At 71.9% G+C, this 20490-nt stretch carries 20 protein-coding genes; 1 reads left to right on the top strand and 19 read right to left on the bottom strand.

The genetic code is table 11. The features are described 5' to 3' along the window. Positions 1 to 63 precede the first annotated feature (63 nt). From nusB to ACFWV2_RS20500, 15 genes are all read right to left on the bottom strand, one after another. Positions 64 to 501 (bottom strand): transcription antitermination factor NusB, encoded by a 438-nt coding sequence (nusB, locus tag ACFWV2_RS20570; RefSeq protein WP_360792638.1) that lies wholly within the window; start codon positions 499 to 501, stop codon positions 64 to 66. Positions 502 to 503: 2 nt separating this feature from the next. Beyond that, a complete protein-coding gene (efp, locus tag ACFWV2_RS20565; protein WP_073818654.1) occupies positions 504 to 1070 on the bottom strand; it encodes an elongation factor P in 567 nt (188 codons plus the stop codon). A gap of 49 nt (positions 1071 to 1119) precedes the next feature. Further along, positions 1120 to 2232 (bottom strand): aminopeptidase P family protein, encoded by a 1113-nt coding sequence (locus ACFWV2_RS20560; protein WP_384406403.1) that lies wholly within the window; start codon positions 2230 to 2232, stop codon positions 1120 to 1122. 81 nt (positions 2233 to 2313) lie between these two features. Then, positions 2314 to 3354 carry an AAA family ATPase gene (locus ACFWV2_RS20555; protein WP_384406402.1) on the bottom strand — a complete coding sequence of 347 codons (1041 nt, stop codon included), beginning with the start codon at positions 3352 to 3354 and terminating at the stop codon, positions 2314 to 2316. Positions 3355 to 3458: 104 nt separating this feature from the next. Then, the gene (gene aroQ, locus ACFWV2_RS20550) at positions 3459 to 3905 is read right to left on the bottom strand and encodes a type II 3-dehydroquinate dehydratase (protein WP_360792634.1); all 447 of its coding nucleotides are present in this window, start codon (positions 3903 to 3905) and stop codon (positions 3459 to 3461) included. Further along, positions 3902 to 4999 carry a 3-dehydroquinate synthase gene (gene aroB, locus ACFWV2_RS20545; RefSeq protein WP_384406401.1) on the bottom strand — a complete coding sequence of 366 codons (1098 nt, stop codon included), beginning with the start codon at positions 4997 to 4999 and terminating at the stop codon, positions 3902 to 3904. Before aroB ends, aroQ begins: the two co-directional genes overlap by 4 nt. Beyond that, positions 4996 to 5517, bottom strand: a complete 522-nt coding sequence (locus tag ACFWV2_RS20540) for a shikimate kinase (protein ID WP_360792630.1) — start codon at positions 5515 to 5517, stop codon at positions 4996 to 4998. The genes aroB and ACFWV2_RS20540 overlap by 4 nt, the downstream gene beginning before the upstream one ends. Then, positions 5514 to 6698: a chorismate synthase gene (aroC, locus tag ACFWV2_RS20535; RefSeq protein WP_360792628.1), complete on the bottom strand. Its 1185-nt coding sequence runs from the start codon at positions 6696 to 6698 to the stop codon at positions 5514 to 5516. The genes ACFWV2_RS20540 and aroC overlap by 4 nt, the downstream gene beginning before the upstream one ends. A 114-nt stretch (positions 6699 to 6812) precedes the next feature. Next, entirely contained in the window at positions 6813 to 7040 is a 228-nt protein-coding gene (locus ACFWV2_RS20530; RefSeq protein WP_384406400.1) for a hypothetical protein, read from the bottom strand. 52 nt (positions 7041 to 7092) lie between these two features. Next, positions 7093 to 7920 (bottom strand): shikimate dehydrogenase, encoded by an 828-nt coding sequence (locus ACFWV2_RS20525; protein WP_384406399.1) that lies wholly within the window; start codon positions 7918 to 7920, stop codon positions 7093 to 7095. Then, the gene (gene mltG, locus ACFWV2_RS20520; protein WP_384406398.1) at positions 7917 to 9704 is read right to left on the bottom strand and encodes an endolytic transglycosylase MltG; all 1788 of its coding nucleotides are present in this window, start codon (positions 9702 to 9704) and stop codon (positions 7917 to 7919) included. Before mltG ends, ACFWV2_RS20525 begins: the two co-directional genes overlap by 4 nt. A gap of 101 nt (positions 9705 to 9805) precedes the next feature. Then, positions 9806 to 10270, bottom strand: coding sequence for a Holliday junction resolvase RuvX (gene ruvX / locus ACFWV2_RS20515; protein ID WP_384406412.1), 465 nt, complete (start codon positions 10268 to 10270; stop codon positions 9806 to 9808). A gap of 2 nt (positions 10271 to 10272) precedes the next feature. Next, on the bottom strand, positions 10273 to 12942 hold the full coding sequence (gene alaS / locus ACFWV2_RS20510; RefSeq protein ID WP_384406397.1) for an alanine--tRNA ligase: 2670 nt from the start codon (positions 12940 to 12942) through the stop codon (positions 10273 to 10275). Then, a complete protein-coding gene (locus ACFWV2_RS20505; protein WP_384406396.1) occupies positions 12942 to 13289 on the bottom strand; it encodes a DUF6167 family protein in 348 nt (115 codons plus the stop codon). The genes alaS and ACFWV2_RS20505 overlap by 1 nt, the downstream gene beginning before the upstream one ends. Before the next feature lie 6 nt (positions 13290 to 13295). Continuing rightward, positions 13296 to 13733: a DUF948 domain-containing protein gene (locus ACFWV2_RS20500; RefSeq protein ID WP_360792616.1), complete on the bottom strand. Its 438-nt coding sequence runs from the start codon at positions 13731 to 13733 to the stop codon at positions 13296 to 13298. Positions 13734 to 13891: 158 nt separating this feature from the next. On the opposite strand from ACFWV2_RS20500, the gene ACFWV2_RS20495 reads away from it, so the two are divergent. Beyond that, entirely contained in the window at positions 13892 to 16066 is a 2175-nt protein-coding gene (locus tag ACFWV2_RS20495) for an ATP-binding protein (protein WP_384406395.1), read from the top strand. A 10-nt stretch (positions 16067 to 16076) separates the two neighbouring features. Here the strand turns inward: ACFWV2_RS20495 and rpsD are convergent, their stop codons facing one another. The 4 genes from rpsD to hisS all read right to left on the bottom strand — a co-directional run bounded on the left by rpsD (position 16077) and on the right by hisS (position 20482). Further along, positions 16077 to 16691 (bottom strand): 30S ribosomal protein S4, encoded by a 615-nt coding sequence (rpsD, locus tag ACFWV2_RS20490; protein WP_015032311.1) that lies wholly within the window; start codon positions 16689 to 16691, stop codon positions 16077 to 16079. Positions 16692 to 17042: 351 nt separating this feature from the next. Continuing rightward, positions 17043 to 18395, bottom strand: coding sequence for a replication-associated recombination protein A (locus ACFWV2_RS20485; RefSeq protein WP_384406411.1), 1353 nt, complete (start codon positions 18393 to 18395; stop codon positions 17043 to 17045). A gap of 43 nt (positions 18396 to 18438) precedes the next feature. Then, positions 18439 to 19065 carry a vitamin K epoxide reductase family protein gene (locus ACFWV2_RS20480; protein ID WP_384406394.1) on the bottom strand — a complete coding sequence of 209 codons (627 nt, stop codon included), beginning with the start codon at positions 19063 to 19065 and terminating at the stop codon, positions 18439 to 18441. A 154-nt stretch (positions 19066 to 19219) separates the two neighbouring features. Then, positions 19220 to 20482, bottom strand: coding sequence for a histidine--tRNA ligase (gene hisS, locus ACFWV2_RS20475; RefSeq protein WP_384406393.1), 1263 nt, complete (start codon positions 20480 to 20482; stop codon positions 19220 to 19222). Positions 20483 to 20490 lie beyond the last annotated feature (8 nt).

Below are 20490 nucleotides of genomic sequence, written 5' to 3'. Positions count from 1 at the left end.
GGCCCGCAGCACGAGTGCTGCGGGCCCCTTCGACTGCCGGTGACGTCCACCGGCCGAGACGACTCAGGCGTCCGTGTCCCGGCGCAGACGCGGCTTCAAGTCCTTGAAGCGCGCCAGCAGACCGTTCACGAAGGTGGGGGACTCGTCCGTGGAGAACTCCTTGGCGAGCTGCACCGCCTCGTCGATCGCCACCGCGTCCGGCGTCCCGTCCTCCCAGATCAGCTCGTACGCGCCGAGGCGCACGATGTTCCGGTCGGCGACGGGCATCCGGTCGAGGTCCCAGTCCACCGCGTAGGTCGCGATGAGCTCGTCGATCCGCGCCACGTGTGCCGCGTACCCCTCGACCAGCTGCATGGTGAAGTCGCTCACCGGCGGCTGGCGGTCGTCCGACCGCGCGTGCCGGACCTGGTCCGCGAGGACCTCCTGGACGGAGGCGTCACGCTGGTCGGCCTCGAAGAGGATCTGGAAGGCGCGCTTGCGGGCCTTGCTCCGAGCGGCCACGGTTAGTCGTTCACCCGGCCGAGGTAGTCGCTGGTGCGGGTGTCGACCTTGACCTTCTCACCGGTGGTGATGAAGAGCGGGACCTGGATCTCGTGGCCGGTCTCCAGCTTGGCGGGCTTGGTGCCGCCGGTGGAGCGGTCGCCCTGGACGCCCGGGTCGGTGTGCTCGATCGTCAGCACGACGGCGGCGGGGAGCTCGACGTAGAGCACCGAGCCCTCGTGCTGGGCGACGGAGGCGGTGAAGCCCTCGATCAGGAAGTTGGCGGCGTCGCCGACGGCCTTGCGCTCGACCATGAGCTGGTCGTAGGTCTCCATGTCCATGAAGACGAAGTAGTCGCCGTCCATGTAGGAGAACTGCATGTCGCGGCGGTCGATGGTGGCCGTCTCGACCTTCACACCGGCGTTGAAGGTCTTGTCGACGACCTTGCCGGACAGCACGTTCTTGAGCTTGGTGCGCACGAAGGCCGGGCCCTTGCCGGGCTTGACGTGCTGGAACTCGACGACGGACCAGAGCTGGCCGCCTTCGAGCTTGAGCACCATGCCGTTCTTGAGGTCGTTCGTGGAAGCCACGGTTGCGGAATCTCCTGGACTGACGTGGGACCGTGGAGGCGTACGCGCCTTACAGCGCGAGCAGCTCCTTGGTCGTGATGGTGAGTAGCTCGGGTCCGCCGTCCGCCTCCTGGCGTACGACGAGCGTGTCATCGATCCGGACCCCGCCCCGGCCCGGGAGGTGGACCCCCGGTTCGACGGTGACCGGCACACAAGCGTCCAGTTTACCCATGGCCGAGGGTGAGAGCTGCGGGTCCTCGTCGATTTCGAGCCCCACGCCGTGCCCGGTGAGGGGTACGGCGGCCTCCGCGTGCCCCGCCGCGTCCAGGATCTGACGGGCCGCCCGGTCCACGTCACGGTACCCGGCACCCGGCACGAGCGACTCCCGTCCGGCCCGCTGAGCGGCGAAGACGAGCTCGTACAGCTCGATCTGCCAGTCGGCGGGCGTCGTACCGATGACGAAGGTACGGCCGATCTCGCACCGGTAGCCGCGGTAGTCGGCGCCGAGGCAGACGGAGAGGAAATCACCCTCCTCGACCCGGCGGTCCGTGGGCCGGTGCCCGCGCCGTCCGGAGTGCGGCCCGGTCGCCACCGAGGTGGGGAAGGCGGCGCCGTCGGCACCGTGGTCGACCAGCCGCCGCTCCAGCTCCAGGGCGAGATGGCGTTCGGTCCGGCCCACCAGGATCGACTCGAGCAGCTCACCGAGGGCCTGGTCGGCGATCTCGGCGGCGATCCGGAGGCAGGCGATCTCGTCCTCGTCCTTGACGATCCTGAGCTGCTCGACGGCGCAGGAGAGGTCGGCGAGACGCAGTCCGGGCGAGACGGAGCCCATGGCCCGGTACCGGGCCACCGTCAGATCGTGTTCCTCCACGGCGAGCGCGTCGGCGCCGGACCGGAGGGCGTGGCCGACGGCGGCGACGGCCGGATCGCCGCCGTCGGTGGGCAGGACCTGTCGGCGGAGCAGTTCGTCGAGCCGTCCGTCGGCCGGCTCGCCACCGGGGGGCACGGGGCAGAGCAGGAGGTCCGCGTCGGGCTCCGGTCCGACGAGGAGGACGGCGCCGGGAGGCGAACCGCCCGCCAGGTAGCGGACGTTGGCGGGGCGGGAGACCAGGGCCGCCGGGCTGCCCGCGGCCGCGCACCGATCGCGCAGCCGTACACGGCGGTCCGCATACACCTCTGACATGCTCCGAGCGTACGAGGAGCGGGCCGCGGTGGCCTGTTCAGCACGGCCGACCGGGCAGGGACGCCCGGTCGTGGCCGAGGCTCACCAGGTGGGCGGGCTGGCGATCGCGCGGGCCAGGACGTCGTCGAGGACGCGGGCCGTCGTCTCGACGTCGTACGTGGAGTTGTCGATGATCGGCAGGCCCGAGCCGTACCAGCCGGCCATCCGGCCGTGGATGGCGGCGACCTCCTCGTCCGAGAGGCGCCGGTTCCCGCTGCGCTCGGCGTTGCGCTCCAGGACGACCTCCAGGCCGGGCAGGAGCACGACCGGGAGCAGGCCGGGGCCGACGTGGCGCTTCCATCCGCCGAGGCCGACCACGGGCCGGTCGGGGAAGACGGCGTCGTCGACGATGCAGGAGATCCCGTTGGCGAGGAAGTTGCGCGCGGCGAAGCCACAGGTGCGGCGGGCGAGCCGGTACTGCGCCTCGGAGTGCTCGTTCCACCCGGTCTGCGGGTCGGCGAAACCGGAGCAGACCCACTCGCGTACGTCGTCGAGGCTGATGTGCGCGGTGGGCACGCGGCGGCGCTGCGCCCAGTGCCGGGCGACGGTCGTCTTGCCCGCGCCCGCGGGGCCGATGAGCAGGACGGCGAGGGTCGCCGCGCCCGTACCGACGCCGTGCTCCCCGGGGGGCGCGAGCGGCGCGCTCACGGGCGGCAGCGGTACGTGGCCGGTGAGGTCCGCACGATGCGGGCCCCCGGCGGGGTAGTGCGACGCGCCGGAGTGCGGCGGTACGGCTCCGGGCGCGGCCCAGCCGGGCGCTCCCGGCTGCGCGGGGGGCGGTGACGGCGCCGCGTGCGGCGGCCTGGGGCCCCCGGCCTGCACGGCAGGGTGCACACCGAGCCGCGGCCCGGCCGTCGGGCTCTGGTGCGGGGCGCCGGACGGAGGCGGAGGCACGAGCGGACGCGCGCCGGCGGCCCCGCCCTCCGCCCTTGAGGCGGGAAGCGGGCCGGGTCCGGGGCCGGGACCCTGAGTAGGGCCAGGGTCCTGGCCAGGGCCCTGGCCGGGGCCCTGGACGTGGCCAAGGCTCGGCGCCTGGCCCGATTGCTCGGGGGGTGGCAGCGGACCCCCCACTGCGTGCTGCATCCGGTGCCACTCCGTCTCGTACGCCTGATGTATCCGGTGCGCCGGAACGTTACCGCCCGCGGCCCCCACGAGGGGAACGGCCGGGGACGCCCCCTGGTGCCCAGTCAGCCGGACAGTTCCTCGGCGAGCGCCCTCAGGGCGAGCCGGTAGGAACCGATCCCGAACCCGGCGACCGTACCGGTCGCCACCGCCGCGACGACCGAGGTGTGCCGGAACTCCTCCCGGGCGTACGGGTTCGAGATGTGGACCTCGATCAGCGGGGCGGTCCGCTGGGCGGCGGCGTCCCTCATCCCGTACGAGTAGTGCGTGAACGCCCCGGGGTTGATGACGACCGGCGTCGAGGTGTCCGCCGCCTCGTGGAGCCAGCGGATCATCTCGCCCTCGTCGTTCGTCTCCCGCACCTCGACGTCGAAGCCGAGCTCCGCGCCGAGGGTGCGGCAGGAGTCGACGAGTCCCTTGTACGAGGTCGCGCCGTAGATGTCGGGCTCGCGCGAGCCGAGCCGGCCCAGGTTGGGGCCGTTCAGCACCAGGACCGCACGGGGCTCGCTCACGCGGACACCTCGCCGTACGCCGCGATCAGGACGGCCGGGTCGGGCCCCTCCAGGACGGTGGGCCTGCCGATCCCGTCGAGGACGATGAAGCGCAGCAGGTCGCCGCGGGACTTCTTGTCCACCCGCATGGTCTCCAGGAGCTTGGGCCACTGGTCGCCGCGGTAGGTGAGCGGGAGGCCGACGGACTCCAGGATCGCGCGGTGCCGGTCGGCGGTCGCGTCGTCGAGCCGCCCGGCGAGCCGGCCGAGTTCGGCGGCGAAGACCATGCCGACGGAGACGGCGGCGCCGTGGCGCCACTTGTACCGCTCGTTCTTCTCGATGGCGTGGGCGAGGGTGTGGCCGTAGTTGAGGATCTCGCGGCGGCCGGACTCCTTGAGGTCGCCGGAGACGACCTCCGCCTTCACCTTGATCGAGCGGACGAGCAGCTCGGCGGTGTGCGGCCCGGTCGGGGTGCGGGCGGCCTCCGGGTCCTCCTCGATGAGGTCGAGGATGACCGGGTCGACGATGAACCCGGCCTTGATGATCTCCGCGAGACCGCTGACGTAGTCGTGCACCGGCAGCGAGTCCAGGGCCGCCAGGTCGCAGAGGACGCCGGCGGGCGGGTGGAAGGCGCCGACGAGGTTCTTGCCCTCGGCGGTGTTGATGCCCGTCTTGCCGCCGACGGCCGCGTCGACCATCGCGAGGACGGTGGTCGGTACGGCGATCCAGCGCACGCCCCGCAGCCAGGTCGCGGCCACGAAGCCGGCCAGGTCGGTGGTGGCGCCGCCGCCGACGCCCACCACGACGTCGCTGCGGGTGAAGCCGGTCTGGCCGAGCGCCTTCCAGCAGTAGGCGGCGACCTCGACGGTCTTGGCCTCCTCGGCGTTCGGCACCTGGATGGCGACCGCCTCGTATCCCTGGTCGGCGAGGTCGGCGCGGAGCGCCTCACCCGTGTCGGCGAGCGCCTCCGGGTGGATCACGGCGACCCGCTTGGCCTGGGTGCCGATCAGTCCCGGAAGCTCGCCGAGCAGCTGCCGGCCGACCAGCACCTCGTACGGATCCGTGCCCGCGCTGCCCGCGACCTGGATACGGGTCACTGCCTGGTCCGTCGTCATGCGTCCTTCTTCAGATCCAGTGCCGCGAGGACCGCGTCCGCGACCTCTTCCGGGGTGCGGTCGTCGGTGGCGACGACGGCCCGCGCGACTTCGGTGTACAGGTGACGGCGTGCCTCCATCAGCTCGCGCCACTGGCGGCGCGGGTTGACGGCGAGCAGCGGCCGCGCGGTGTTGAGGCCGACGCGCCGGACGGCCTCGTCGACGTCCATCGAGAGGTACGCGACGGGCAGCCCGGCGAGCAGGGCGCGGGTTCCGGCGTCGAGGACCGCGCCGCCGCCGAGGGCGAGGACGCCCTCGTGCCCGGTGAGGGCCGCGGCGACCGCGTCCCGCTCCAGGGCGCGGAAGTGGTCCTCGCCGTCCTCGACGAAGATGTCGGAGATCTCGCGTCCCTCGGCGGCGACGATGTCGGCGTCGGTGTCCCGGTAGGGCGCGCCGAGCCGTTCGGCCAGGAGCGCGCCCACCGTGGACTTGCCGGAGCCCATGGGCCCGACGAGGACGACCAGGGGACCGGCGGTCACCGGATGCGGAGGTTGTCGAGGTACGACCGCACGTTGCGGCGGGTCTCCGGGACGCTGTCGCCGCCGAACTTCTCGACGACGGCGTCCGCGAGGACCAGGGCGACCATGGCCTCCGCGACGATGCCGGCCGCGGGGACGGCGCACACGTCGGAGCGCTGGTGGTGGGCCTGGGTGGCCTCGCCGGTGACGACGTCGACGGTGGCGAGGGCGCGCGGGACGGTCGCGATGGGCTTCATCGCGGCGCGGACGCGCAGCAGCTCACCGGTGGTCAGACCGCCCTCGGTGCCGCCGGAGCGGCCGGTGGTGCGCCTGAGGCCGTCCTCGGTCCTCACGATCTCGTCGTGGGCCTGGGAGCCCGGCACGCGGGCGAGGTCGAAGCCGTCGCCGACCTCGACGCCCTTGATGGCCTGGATGCCCATGAGGGCGGCGGCGAGCCGTGCGTCGAGGCGCCGGTCCCAGTGGACGTGCGAGCCGAGGCCTACGGGCACGCCGTAGGCAAGGACCTCGACGACACCGCCGAGGGTGTCGCCGTCCTTGTGGGCCTGGTCGATCTCGGCGACCATCGCCTTCGACGCGTCGGCGTCGAGACAACGGACCGGGTCGGCGTCGAGCTTCTCGACGTCCGCGGGGGTGGGGTGGACGCCGTACGGCGCCTTGGCGGCGGCCAGCTCGACGACGTGCGAGACGATCTCGATGCCCGCGGCCTCCTTGAGGAAGGAGCGGGCGACGGCGCCGAGGGCGACCCTGGCCGCGGTCTCCCGGGCGCTGGCGCGCTCCAGGATCGGCCGGGCCTCGTCGAAGCCGTACTTCTGCATGCCGGCGAGGTCGGCGTGGCCGGGCCGTGGCCGGGTCAGGGGGGCGTTGCGGCCCGTCTCCTTGAGCTCGGCGGGGTCGACCGGGTCGGCCGACATGACCTTCTCCCACTTGGGCCACTCGGTATTGCCGATCATGACGGCGACCGGGGAGCCGAGGGAGAGCCCGTGCCGGACGCCACCGAGGAAGGTGATCTCGTCCTGCTCGAACTTCATCCGGGCGCCGCGCCCATAGCCGAGACGCCGCCGCGCGAGGTGGTCCGCCACCAGCTCAGTGGTGACCGGGACACCGGCGGGAAGACCCTCCAGCGTCGCGACCAGCGCGGGTCCGTGGGATTCCCCAGCGGTCAGCCAACGCAACCTGCTCAACGATGCTCCTCATGCTCGCGCCTGGGCACTGCGACGACGCGGCCGGGTGCGCGGCCCTGGCCCGCCACTCCCGATCCTCCCACGTCCGGGGCGACCACCTGGCCGCCGGTCCAGCTATCGGACGCGGGTCTCGTCCTCCTGGCCGGTCTCCTCGTCCGCCGGGGCGGTGGCGGAGCGTTTGCGCAGCCAGGAGAGGAAGCCGTACGCCACGGTCGAGCCGAAGAGGCCGAGGACGGTGTACCTCGCCCAGGCCGACAGGTCGCTGAAGAACCCCACGTACAGAAAGCGCACCACGTCGAAAGCGGCGTCCCACTTGGACGCCAGCACCAGTTCCCCGCCCATGTCCCCCGTACTTCCCCCTGCGGCACCGGCGGTCCCCGGCGCCGCTCCGAGCCTACCGGGCGGTCAGTGCCCGCTCCCCCGCCGCCCGCATGGCGGCGAGCGGCGCCCGCGGCACGCCCGTCATCTGCTCGACCTGGAGGACGGCCTGGTGGACGAGGAGGTCGAGGCCGCCGACGACCTTGCCGCCGCGGTCGGACCAGGCGGCGGCGAGCGCCGTCGGCCACGGGTCGTAGAGGACGTCGAAGAGGGTGCCGACGGTGTCGGGGACGGCGGTCGCCAGCGCGTTCGTCGTCCCGGCGGGGGTGGTCGCGACGACCAGCGGCGCGGCGAACGCCTCCGCCGCGTCGTCCCAGTCGGCGGTACGGACGTCCACGCCGAGCCGGTCACCCCAGCCGCGCATCTCCTCGGCGCGCGCCTCGCTGCGTACGTACGCGGTCACGGGCCCCGCGCAGATCCGGGCGAGCGCGGCGAGCGCGGAGGAGGCGGTGGCGCCGGCGCCGAGGATCGCCGCCGACTCCACCTTCTCGACGTTGCGTTCGCGCAGGGCGGCGATCATGCCGGGGATGTCGGTGTTGTCGCCGACCCGTCGGCCGTCCTCGCGGAGGACGACGGTGTTGACGGCCTCCACGGACGCGGCCGTGTCGCTGATCTCGTCGAGCAACGGGATGATCGCCCGCTTGAGCGGCATGGTCAGCGAGAGCCCGGCCCAGCTGTCGTCCAGCTCGCCCACGAAGCCGGGCAGCCCGGCCTCGTCGACCTCGAAGCGGTCGTACGACCAGCCGTCGAGGCCGAGCTCGGCGTACGCGGCCCGGTGCAGGACCGGCGAGAGCGAGTGGGCGATCGGCGAACCGAGGACGGCCGCGCGGTGCTGCTTTCTCACTGGCCGGACTCCTGCCGTTCCTTCTGGTACTCCGCGACGCGCCGGTTGTGCTCCTCGAGGGTCACGGAGAAGACCGTCTTGTTCTCGTTGATCGACACGAAGTAGTACCACGGGCCCTCTGCCGGGCTCATCGCCGAGTTCAGCGCCTCGATGCCCGGATTGCTGATGGGACCGGGGATGAGGCCCTTCACGTCGTACGCGTAGGTGTTGTACGGGTCCTTGATCTTGCGCATCTCCTCGACCGTGCCGACGTCGAGGGTGCTCGTGCCCCTGAAGTAGTTCACCGTCGAGTCGAACTCCAGCCGACCGACGGTCTCCACGTTGTTCGGCTTGAGCCGGTTGTAGACGACCCGCGCGACCTTGTCGAAGTCGTGCTTGTACTTGCCTTCGACCTGCACCAGGCTCGCGACGGTGAGCAGCTGCCAGGGGCCCTGGAGCCCCAGCTCCGACGCCTTCGCGTCCAGGTCGAGCTTCCCGTACTCCTGGTTCGCGCGGGAGACCATCTTGCGGAGTGCGTCCTCCGGCTTGCTGTTCTTGGCGACCGGGTAGCTCGCCGGGAAGAGGAATCCTTCCAGCGGGTCCTTGACGTCCTTGTGGTTCTTGGCCCAGTCCGGCAGGCCGAGGGAGTCCGCCTTCGCGCGGGCGATCTCCTTGGTGGTGCCCGGCTTGAGGTCGAGGCGCTTGTCGAGGGTGTCGTACACCCAGGTGTTGCGCTTGCCCTCGGGGATGACGAAGTTGGCCTGGCTCACGGGGTTGAGCATCAGCGCGACGGCGCTGTCCGCCGACATCTCCTTCTTCAGGGTGTAGACGCCCGCCTGGATCGTCCTGCCCTTGGGGTTCTGGGACTGCGCGGCGACGAACGCGTCGACGCTCTTCACGACGCCGGCCTTCTTCAGGATGTTGCCGATGTCGTAACCGAGCGCCCCGCGCGGGATCTCGACCTGGACGTCTCCGCTGCCGCCGCCCGCGTAGTCGGGCGCCTCCCCGAACTGGCCCTGCCAGAACTGGTAGCCGAAGTAGCCGATGCCGCCGACGCCGCCCACCAGGACGAGGGCGACGACCAGGCAGGCCACGCCGTTCTTGCCGTTGCGTTTCTTCGCCTTGCCGCGGCGGTCGCGGTCGCCGCCGCGCGAGCCCCGGCCGGGGGCCGGCTCGTCGTCGTGGTCGTCGTCCGGGTCGTCCTCGCCGGTGAAGAAGGGGTGCTTCTCCTCCTCCGGCTCCGGCCGGGACTCCTCCTCCGGGGCCCAGTCGATCACCGGCTCCGGCGGGTTCTGCCGGTGACCGGGGGGCTGGGGCGGCGGGTAGGCCTCGGGGGTGCCGTAGAGGTCGGGGTTCTGGCCGCCGTACGGATCGGCCGGTGGCGTGCCGTAGGCCATCGCGGCCTGGCCGCTCTCCCAGCTGCCGTCGTACTGCTGTCCGAGGTGCCCGGGCGTGTCGTAACCGCCCTGGTACCCCGTCCCGTACTGCTGCTGTTCGTACGACTGCTGGTACTGCTGCGCCTGCGCCTGCTGCTGGTACTGCGGGTCCGCGTACCCCTGCGGCTGCTGCTCGTACTGCTGGGCATGCTGCTGCTGGTACGGGTCGCCCTCGTATCCCTGGCCGCCCTGAGTACCCTGACCGCCCTGGCCGTACGGGTCCTCGTAGCCCTGGCCGTCGTGCCCGTACTGGCTCGCCTGCTGCGGGTGCGGGTAGTGCTGCTGCTGGCCCTCCCACCCCTGGTCCCCGTAGAGCGGGTCCCCGGGGTGCCACGGTTCGGAGCCTGGGCTCCGGCCATACTCAGTCATCGATCCCCAAACAGCCGCGAGGCTTCCGGACGATCCGCCTCTACGTAGTGCGGCAGCTGTTCGAACACCGCCGCATCGCGCGGAACGTTACCGTATCGCGATCAGATGACCACTTCGACGCCCTCACCGGGCGGATTACCTGATACCCGTTCGGACTCAAGAGCGTTCTGCAGGATGATCACAGCGGCGGCCTGGTCGATGACGGACCGCCCCTTCTTCGCCTTCACTCCCGAGGCCCGAAGTCCCTGCGTGGCCGTCACGGTCGTCATCCGCTCGTCCACGAGGCGGACAGGTACGGGCGCGATCCCGCGCGCCATCTCCCCGGCGAAGGCACGGACCTTGGTCGCGGCCGGGCCCTCCCGCCCGCTGAGCGAGCGGGGCAGACCCACGATGACCTCGATCGGCTCGTACTCCTCGACGATCTGGCGGAGCCGCCGGTGGGCGGCCGGGACGTCACGTCCCGGCACGGTCTCCACCGGGGTGGCGAGGACCCCGTCGGGGTCGCACGAGGCGACCCCGATCCGGGCGTCCCCGACGTCCACCGCGAGGCGGCGGCCGCGGCGCATCGTCACGCCGTCTCCGTCACGAGGCGCTCGACGGCCGCGATGGCCTCGCCGACGGCGCCCGGGTTCTGACCGCCGCCCTGGGCGACGTCCGGCTTGCCGCCGCCACCGCCACCGAGGGTCTTGGCCGCGGTACGGACCAGCTCACCGGCCTTGAGGCCGCGCTCGCGGGCGGCCTCGTTGGTCGCGATGACCGTGAGCGGCTTGCCGTTGGCCGTGGTGAACAGGGCGACGACGGCCGGGCGGCCGCCCGGGATGCGGCCCCGCACGTCGAGGACAAGCCGGCGCAGGTCGTCGGCGCCGGTGCCGTCCGGGACCTGCCCGGTGACGACGGCGACGCCGCGGATGTCCTGGGCGGAGTCGACGAGGCCGGCGGCGGCCTGGAGGACCTTCTCCGCGCGGAACTTCTCGATCTCCTTCTCGGCGTCCTTCAGCTTGCCGAGCATGGTGGAGATCTTCTCCGGCAGCTCCTCCGGACGCCCCTTGACCAGCTCCTGGAGCTGGGCGACGACCGTGTGCTCCCTGGCCAGGAAGTTGTACGCGTCGACGCCGACGAGGGCCTCGATACGGCGCACGCCGGAGCCGATGGAGGACTCGCCGAGCAGCTTCACCAGGCCCAGCTGGGCGGTGTTGTGGACGTGCGTGCCGCCGCACAGCTCCTTGGAGAAGTCGCCGATGGTGACGACCCGGACCTTCTCGCCGTACTTCTCGCCGAACTCGGCGATGGCGCCCTGGCGCTTGGCCTCGTCGATCGGCATGACCTCGGCGTGGACCTCCAGCTCGCGCGAGAGGACCTCGTTGATCTTCTGCTCGACATCGGTGAGGACCGCGCCCGGCACGGCGTTCGGCGAGCCGAAGTCGAAGCGGAAGCGACCGGGCTGGTTCTCGGAGCCGGCCTGGGCGGCCGTCGGGCCGAGCGCGTCGCGCAGCGCCTGGTGGGTGAGGTGGGTGGCCGAGTGGGCGCGGGCGATGGCCCGGCGGCGGCGCACGTCGATGGCGGCGTAGGCCGTGGCGCCCACGGTCACCTCGCCGACCTGCACGGAACCCTTGTGCACGGAGACACCGGGAACCGGCTGCTGGACGTCACGGACGTCGATGACCGCGCCGCTGTGCAGCCTGATGCGGCCCTGGTCGGCGATCTGGCCGCCGCCCTCGGCGTAGAACGGGGTGCGGTCGAGGACGACCTCGACCTCGTCGCCCTCGGAGGCGGCCGGTGAGGGGACGCCGTTGACGAGGAGACCGACGACGGTGCTCTCGCCCTCGGTGTTGGTGTAACCGGTGAACTCGGTGGCGCCGTTGCCGTCGGCGATCTCCCGGTACGCGGTCATGTCGGCGTGGCCGGTCTTCTTGGCCTTGGCGTCGGCCTTGGCGCGCTCCCGCTGCTCCTTCATCAGGCGGCGGAAGCCGTCCTCGTCCACCGAGAGACCCTGCTCGGAGGCCATCTCCAGGGTGAGGTCGATCGGGAAGCCCCAGGTGTCGTGGAGCAGGAACGCCTTGTCGCCGGAGAGGACCGTGCCGCCGGCGGCCTTGGTCTCGGTGACGGCGGTGTCGAGGATGTTGGTGCCGCCCTTGAGGGCCTTCAGGAAGGCGGCCTCTTCGGCGAGGGCGACGGTCTCGACGCGCCTGCGGTCGGTGACGAGCTCCGGGTACTGCTCGCCCATCGTGTTGATCACGGTGTCCACGAGCTCCTGGACGACCGGACCGGTGGCGCCGAGCAGACGCATGTTGCGGACGGCGCGGCGCATGATGCGGCGCAGCACGTAGCCGCGGCCCTCGTTGCCGGGGGTGACGCCGTCGCCGATGAGCATCACGGAGGTGCGCATGTGGTCGGCGACCACGCGGAGCGAGACGTCGCTCTCGTGGGACGTGCCGTAGTCGACGCCGGTGAGCTCGGTGGCCTTGTCGATGACGACCTTGAGGGTGTCCGTCTCGTACATGTTCTGGACGCCCTGGAGGATCATCGCCAGGCGCTCGAGGCCGAGGCCCGTGTCGATGTTCTTCGACGGCAGCTCGCCGAGGATCGGGAAGTCGTCCTTGCCGGAGCCCTCACCGCGCTCGTACTGCATGAAGACGAGGTTCCAGATCTCGACGTACCGCTCGTCGTTGACGGCCGGGCCGCCCTCGACGCCGAAGTCGGGTCCGCGGTCGTAGTTGATCTCGGAGCACGGGCCACAGGGGCCGGGGACGCCCATCGACCAGTAGTTGTCCTTCTTGCCGAGGCGCTGGATGCGCTCGGCGGGGACGCCGACGACGTCGCGCCAGATCTGCTCGGCCTCGTCGTCCTCCTGGTAGACCGTGATCCAGAGCTTCTCCGGCTCCAGCCCGTAGCCGCCGTGCTCCACCGAGGAGGTCAGGAGCTCCCAGGCGAGCTTGATGGCGCCTTCCTTGAAGTAGTCGCCGAAGGAGAAGTTGCCGCACATCTGGAAGAACGTGCCGTGGCGGGTGGTCTTGCCGACCTCCTCGATGTCCGGCGTACGCACGCACTTCTGCACGCTGGAGGCGCGCGAGAAGGGCGGCTTGACCTCGCCCAGGAAGTAGGGCTTGAAGGGCACCATGCCGGCGGGGACGAGCAGCAGAGTCGGGTCGTCCGCGATGAGCGACGCCGAAGGGACGACGGTGTGCCCGCGCTCCTCGAAGAAGCTCAGCCAGCGGCGGCGGATTTCAGCCGACTCCATCAGTGGTCCTCATTCCGGTTGTACGAGATCGTGGGGGTGGAACGCGTCGTGGTCGGGCGCGCGGTGGGATCGAGCGCGGCCCTGCGACGGGGTGGCGGAAGCTCGTGGTCCTGGTCGACGGCTGTGTCCAGACCGAGCGCCTCGCCCAGTTCGGCTTCCCGCTGGACCATGCCCGCCCTCACGTCGAGGGCGAAGTCCTTGAGGCGGTGGCCGGTCTCGATCGCCTTGTTCGCCGCCTGGGCCGCGAGGCTCTCGGGGGTCAGCTGCTTCAGCTTCCGGTTGACCTTGGTGGTGGCCCACACGCCGGCGGCTGCGCCGGCCGTGAACCAGAACGTACGGCGGAACATCGCGGCTCAGCCCTTCTGCTTCCGGCGTCGGGAGGACGGCACGGTACGGCCGACGATCACAGTACGGCGCGAGCGGGCGCGCGGCACGTCCTCGCCGTCCCCGCTCCGGCCGAGCGCCTTGCGCACGCCGTAGCCGAAGGCGGCCACCTTGACGAGCGGGCCGCCGAAGGCGGTGGCGACGGTGGAGGAGAGCGCGGAGGCGTTGGAGGTGACCTCCTGGACGTCCGAGGCGATGGCGTCGACCCGGTCGAGCTGGGTCCGCGCGGAGCGCACCGTCGCGGAGGCGTCCGCGAGCAGGGGCACGGCCTGCTCGGTCACGTCCGCCACCAGCCTGGTGGTCGCCCTGAGCGTCTGCGCCAACCTCACCAGCACCACGGCGAGGAAGGAGACCAGGATCGCCCAGAAGACGGCCACCAGAATCCCGGCAACCTCTCCACCGGTCACTCTGCACCGCTCTCTGCTGTCGTCGGGCCCTTGCGAAAGGTCGTTCCACGACCCTATCGCGCCCGGACTCTCCCGCCGTACCGCATTACCGCCCGTGGGAGGGGAGTTGCGGGAACCGATTGTACGGAGAGCGTCCCGGTGAGTACGCTCCGTGTCCCATGCGACGCAGCAATCTCCCGGCGGAGCTGAACCGGTTCGTCGGCCGGTCCGCAGAGCAGGCCGCCCTGACGGCGCTCCTCGAAGAGTCCCGCCTCGTCACGGTCGTGGGTGTGGGCGGGGTCGGCAAGACCCGGCTCGCGCTGCGCGCTGCCACCGCCGCGCAGAAACGCTACGGCGACGGGGTGCGGCTGGCCGAGCTCGCGTCCCTCCGGGACCCCGGACTGGTCGAGTACGCCCTGGCCGAGGCGCTCGGCCTGACCGACCACACCCCGAGGGAGCCGCGCGAGATGCTCCTCGACCATCTCGCGGAGCGGCGACTGCTCCTCGTCGTCGACGGTTTCGAGCACCTCGTGGAGCACTGCGCCCCGCTGGTACGGGAGATCCTCGCGCACGCTCCCGGGCTCACCGTCCTCGCGGTCGGCCGCCGGCCCCTGCGCGTGGCGGGCGAGACCGTCTTCCCGCTGGCGCCGCTGGGCGAGGCGGACGCGGTGACGCTGCTGGCGGAACGGGCGGCGGAGGCGGGCGCGCCCACTCCGCCGGCCGACGAGGGCGCCGCTCACGAGCTGTGCCGACGGCTCGACGGGATCCCGCTCGCCCTGGAACTGGCGGCCGGGCGGCTCCCCCTCCTCTCCGTCGGACAGATGCTGCTGCGCCTCGACGACCGCTTCCGGCTGCTCACGGACGGCGCGCGCGGGGCGCTCCCCCGCCACCAGACGCTGCGCACGGCCATCGGCTGGAGCCATGAGCTGTGCACCCCGGAGGAACGGCTCCTCTGGGCGCGGCTCTCGGTGTTCCCCGGTCCCTTCGACCTGGAGGCCGTGGAGTACGTGTGCGGGGGCCCGGAGCTGCCGCCGGAGCGGATCCTGGATCTGCTCGGCGGACTGCTCGCGCAGTCGCTGCTCACCCGGGAGGACACTCCGCTCGGTCCCTCCTACCGGATGCTCGACACGGTCGCCGCGTACGGGGCGGAGTGGCTGACGGCGCTCGACGACACGGAGCGGATGCGGCGGCGGCACCGCGACTGGTACATGGGCCTGGCCACCTGGTGCGAGCTGGAGTGGTTCAGCCCGCGCCAGCCGGAGGTGGCGGCCCTCACGGAGGCGGCGCTGCCGCATCTGCGGGCGGCCCTGGAACTGTGTCTCGAACTCTCCGAGGACGCGCATATCGCCCAGCACCTGGCGGGCACGCTCTGGTTCGCGTGGGTGGGCTGCGGGCGTCTGTCGGAGGGCCGGCACTGGCTGGAGCGTGCGCTGGCGCTGGAGTCCGGGCACGAGGAGGCGCGGCTGAAGGCGCTGTGGGTCCTCGGGTACGTGGCGGTGCTGCAGGGGGACGGCACGGCGGCGGTGGCGGCGCTGCACGAGTGCGGGGAGCGGGCCCGGTCCTCGCGGAACCCGCTGGCGGAGGCGTACGCGACGCACCGGATGGGCTGTCTCGCGCTGCTCACGGACGACATGCCGCGGGCCGAGGAGCTGATCGGACGGGCGCTCGTCGCGTACCGGGAACTCGGCGAGTTGAACAGCAACGTGCTGATGGGGCAGGTCGAGGTGGCGATGGCGCGGGCCTTCCGGGGCGACCTGGAGGGGGCGGCCGTCCTCTGCCGGGAGGTCCGGGAGATCTGCGAGGAGCGGGGCGAGCTGTGGACCCGGGCGTACGCGCTGTACGTGCTGGCGTATGCCGCGTGGAGCAGGGGCGCGTACGGCGAGGCCAGGGAGCTGCTGACCGAGTGCGTCCTGATCAACCACACCTTCCGTGACCTGGTCGGGCTCGTCCTCGCGATCGAGGTGCTCGCCCTGGTGGCGGTGAGCGAGGGCGACCCGGTGGAGGCGGCGGTGCTCCAGGGGGCGACGGTGCCGGTGTGGGACACGGTGGGTGTCCGGCTCTTCGGCTCGGAGGCGTTCGACGGGCCGAGGTCGTTGTGCGCGCAGCGGGCGGAGGAGGCGCTGGGGGCGGAGGCGTACGGCACCGCGTTCCGTGCGGGCCAGGCCCTGTCGGCGGCGGAGGCGGTGGAGCGCGCGCTGGCGTTCGGCCGCGGGCCGACCCTCGCGGGCGCCGGGGGGGCGTCCGCCCCGCGTCCCTTCCGTACGGCGGGGTCGTCGTCGGTCCCGGGCACGCGGAAGCCCGCCGACTCCCCCACCGGAAAGGGCGGGGAAGCGGCGGGCCGGGAACCGCGGTAGTACGCCTGGGTCAGCGGGCGTAGTACTCGACGACCAGCTGCTCGTCGCAGATGACCGGGATTTCCTTGCGGTTCGGGTCGCGGTCGAGGCGGAAGGCCAGGGCCTTCAGGTTGACCTGCAGGTAGCGCGGGGTCTCGCCGTCGGCGGCGAAGCCACCCTCGCGGGCCATCTCGAACAGCGGCTTGGTGCGGCTGCGCTCGCGGACCATCACGACGTCGTCGGGACGGACGCGGAACGACGGCTTGTCGACCTTGCCGCCGTTGACCTGGATGTGGCCGTGGACGACCATCTGACGGGCCTGGTAGATGGTGCGGGCGATGCCCGAACGCAGGACCAGGGCGTCGAGGCGGCGCTCGAGCTCGACGACCAGCGCCTCGCCCGTCTTGCCCTCGGCCTTCTTGGCGCGGTCGTAGGCGCGGGCCATCTGGCGCTCGCTGATGTCGTACTGGGCGCGCAGACGCTGCTTCTCGAGCAGACGGACCTTGTAGTCCGAGTTCTGCTTGCGGCCACGGCCGTGCTCGCCCGGCGGGTAGGGGCGGGCCTCGAAGTACTTGACAGCCTTGGGGGTCAGCGCGATGCCGAGGGCACGCGACTTCTTGACCTTGGGACGGGACTGGTTCGGCATGAACCAACCTCTCTCTTCGTACGTAACGGCTTCACCAGGGTTAGGGGAGGTCGCATCCGCAGCCGGGAAACCCGCCGGGTCCGTACGGGACGGACCTGCCGGGCAGCCGCTCCCAGGTCTGGGCACATACGTGCAGCACGCGAACGACCCACCGCCGCTCCCGGGAACCGGGTGGTGGTGGGTGGCACGCGACACCTTCGAAGGTGCGCGACGCTCCTGGAAACCCCGCCCGGGGGCCGGGTCTCCGGCTGACTGTCCCGTTCTGGTGTGCCGACCGGAGCCGGACACGGGACGCAGCAATCCGCACCAGTGTACCGGGTCCGGAGAGTGCTCACGCACGGCGTCGGAGTGCTACTCCTGGCCCTTCAGGCGGGCCCGTACGCGCTCCACCACGTCCGCGTACCTCGCCTCCGCGCCGTAGCGGGTCGGCTCGTAGTAGTGCTTGCCGTGGATCGTGTCCGGGGCGTACTGCTGGGACGCGATGCCGCCCGGGACGTCGTGCGGGTACACATAGCCCTGGGCGTGGCCGAGCTTGGCCGCTCCCTTGTAGTGGCCGTCGCGCAGGTGCGCCGGGACCGAGCCCGCGAGGCCGTTCCGTACGTCCGCGAGGGCGGCGCCGATCGCGGTCGTCGCGGCGTTCGACTTGGGGGCCAGGGCCAGGGCGATGGTGGCGTGGCTCAGGGTGAGCGCCGCCTCCGGGAAACCGATCATGGCGACGGCCTGCGCGGCGGCGACGGTGATCGGCAGCGCGTTCGGGTCGGCGAGGCCGATGTCCTCGCTCGCGGAGATCATCAGCCGCCGGGCGATGAACCGCGGGTCCTCCCCCGCCTCGATCATCCGCGCCAGGTAGTGCAGGGCCGCGTCCACGTCCGAGCCGCGGATCGACTTGATGAGCGCGCTGGCCACGTCGTAGTGCTGGTCGCCGTCCCGGTCGTACGTCACGGCCGCGCGGTCGACGGTCTCCTCGACCGTCTGGAGGGTGATCTCCGGCTCGCCCTTGGCGATGGCGGCTCCCGCCGCCGCCTCCAGGGCGGTCAGGGCGCGCCGGGCGTCGCCGCCCGCGACGCGCAGGAGGTGGGCCTCGGCGTCCTCCGGCAGGGTCACGGCCCCGCCGAGTCCCCGCTCGCCGGTGAGGGCCCGCGCCATCAGGCCGCGCAGGTCGTCGTCGGTCAGCGGCTCCAGGGTGAGGAGCAGCGAGCGGGAGAGGAGCGGGGAGATCACGGAGAAGTACGGGTTCTCCGTGGTGGCGGCGATCAGCGTCACCCAGCGGTTCTCGACGGCGGGCAGGAGCGAGTCCTGCTGGGCCTTGGAGAAGCGGTGGATCTCGTCCAGGAAGAGGACGGTCTCCTTGCCGTAGCCGCCGACCGCGCGCCGGGCGCCGTCGATGACGGCGCGGACCTCCTTGACGCCCGAGGTGATCGCGGAGAGCTCCACGAACCGCTTGTTCGTCGCCTTCGAGACGACGTAGGCGAGGGTGGTCTTTCCGATGCCCGGCGGGCCCCAGAGGATCACCGATGACGCGCCGGCGGGGCCGCCGTCCCCGTCGCCCACCAGGCGGCGCAGCGGCGAGCCGGGCTTGAGCAGGTGCTTCTGGCCCACCACCTCGTCGAGGGTGCGCGGGCGCATCCGGACGGCCAGCGGGCTGCTGGTCGGGTCCTTCTCCTGGCGGTCTTCGGCCGCTGCGGTAAAGAGGTCGGGCTCCACAGTCATGAAGCCTAGGTCACCGCACCGACAGCGCGGTCCTGCGTCAGCCCGTCCAGAAGTCCCACCAGCGGGTCAGGATGAGCATGCCGATGATCCCGATGTGCAGGACGGGCAGGATCCAGGTGAACTCGTCGAAGAAGGTCCTGAGGCCGCGGGGGGCGGGGATGACGCCGTGGCGGACGTTGTGCGAGGTCACGTACCAGAACATGACGATGGTGGCGACCCAGGCCAGGCAGCACCACAGGCAGAGCGAGTTGATCTCGTACAGCGACTGATAGGTGAGCCAGGTGCAGAAGCCGACGCCGAAGAGCGTGCCGGCGTTGAGACCGAGCCAGTACCAGCGGCGGTAGCGGGCTCCGGCGAGGAGACCCAGACCGATCGCGACCACCATGGCGTACGTGACGAGGCCGAGCATCGGGTTCGGGAAGCCGAAGACCGAGGCCTGGTCGCTCTTCATGATGTTGCCGCAGGAGACGATCGGGTTGAGGCTGCACCCCGGGGTGAAGTTCGGGTCTTCCAGCAGCTTGAACTTGTCGATCGTGATGACCCAGGCGGCGAGCACCCCGGCCGCTCCGGTGATCACGAGAAGCCAGGCGAAAGCCCTGCCCGCGCCGATCGTGCCGGCGCCGTCGCGGCCGGACGCGGCCTCTTCCACCGCTGCCTTCGTCATGTCGCCTTGTCCCTCGATCGTCCGCCTGTCGGGCACGGCCATTCTGCCGCACCGCCCCCCGCGTCCGCCGTTCGCGGGGGATAAGGAGCACGCGGGAGGGGCCCGGCCCACGCGTGCGTGGTCCGGGCCCCTGCCGGTGTCCGTACCCGGCCCGTCAGGCCAGCCTGGCCCGTACCGCGTCGAGGAGACCGTCCACGGGGACCGCCTGCTGCTCGCCGGACTCCATGTCCTTGAGCTGGACGACGCCCTCGGCGAGGTCGCGCTCGCCGGCGACGACGGCGAAGCGGGCACCGGAGCGGTTGGCGTCCTTCATGGCGCCCTTGAGGCCCTTGCCCCCGAAGGAGAAGTCCGCGGCGATGCCCTCCCGGCGCAGTTCGGTGACCTTGCCGAACAGCAGGCGGCGCGCCTCCTCGCCGATGGCCACCGCGAAGACGCTGGTGGCGGCGGGGAGGTCGAGCTCGATGCCCTCCGCCTCCAGCGCGAGGACCGTGCGGTCCACGCCGAGCGCCCAGCCAACGGAGGGCAGCGCGGGGCCGCCGATCATCTCGGAGAGGCCGTCGTAGCGGCCGCCGCCGCCGACCGCCGACTGCGAGCCGAGACCGCCGTGGACGAACTCGAAGGTCGTACGGGTGTAGTAGTCGAGGCCGCGTACGAGCCTGGCGTCGTCCTCGAAGACGACACCGGCCGCGGAGACCAGGGCGCGCACCTCCTCGTGGTACGCCTTGCACGCGTCGCACAGGTAGTCGCGCAGGAGCGGCGCGCCGACCAGCTGCTTCTGCACGGACTCGCGCTTGTCGTCGAGGACCCGCAGCGGGTTGATCTCGGCGCGGCGCAGGGTGTCCTCGTCGAGGTCGAGCCCGCGCAGGAAGGACTGGAGGGCCTCCCGGTAGACGGGACGGCACTCCTTGTCGCCGAGCGAGTTCAGCAGGATGCGGAAGTTGCGCAGGCCGAGCGAGCGGTACGCCTGGTCGGCGAGGATGATCAGCTCGGCGTCGAGCGCCGGGTCCTCGGCGCCGATCGCCTCGGCGCCGACCTGCGAGAAGTGACGGTAGCGGCCTGCCTGGGCCCGCTCGTAGCGGTAGTAGGAGCCCGAGTACCAGAGCTTGACCGGCAGGTTGCCGAGCTTGTGCAGATTGCCCTGGAGGGCCGCGCGCAGGACGGACGCGGTGCCCTCGGGCCGCAGGGCAAGCTCGTCGCCGCCCTTGGTCGTGAGGGTGTACATCTCCTTGGACACGATGTCGGTGGACTCGCCGACGCCGCGGGAGAACAGCTTGACGTCCTCGAAGCCGGGGGTCTCGACGTAGCCGTAGCCGGAGTCGCGCAGCGGGGCGGCGATCGCCTCGCGCACCGCGAGGAAGGTCGCGGAACGGGGCGGCAGCAGGTCGTAGGTGCCCTTGGGTGCCTTGAAGGTGCTCACGTGGGTCG

It is taken from the genome of Streptomyces sp. NPDC058671, from assembly GCF_042716475.1.
Classification (GTDB): Bacteria; Actinomycetota; Actinomycetes; order Streptomycetales; family Streptomycetaceae; genus Streptomyces.
This window is presented reverse-complemented; position numbering and strand designations above follow the sequence as displayed.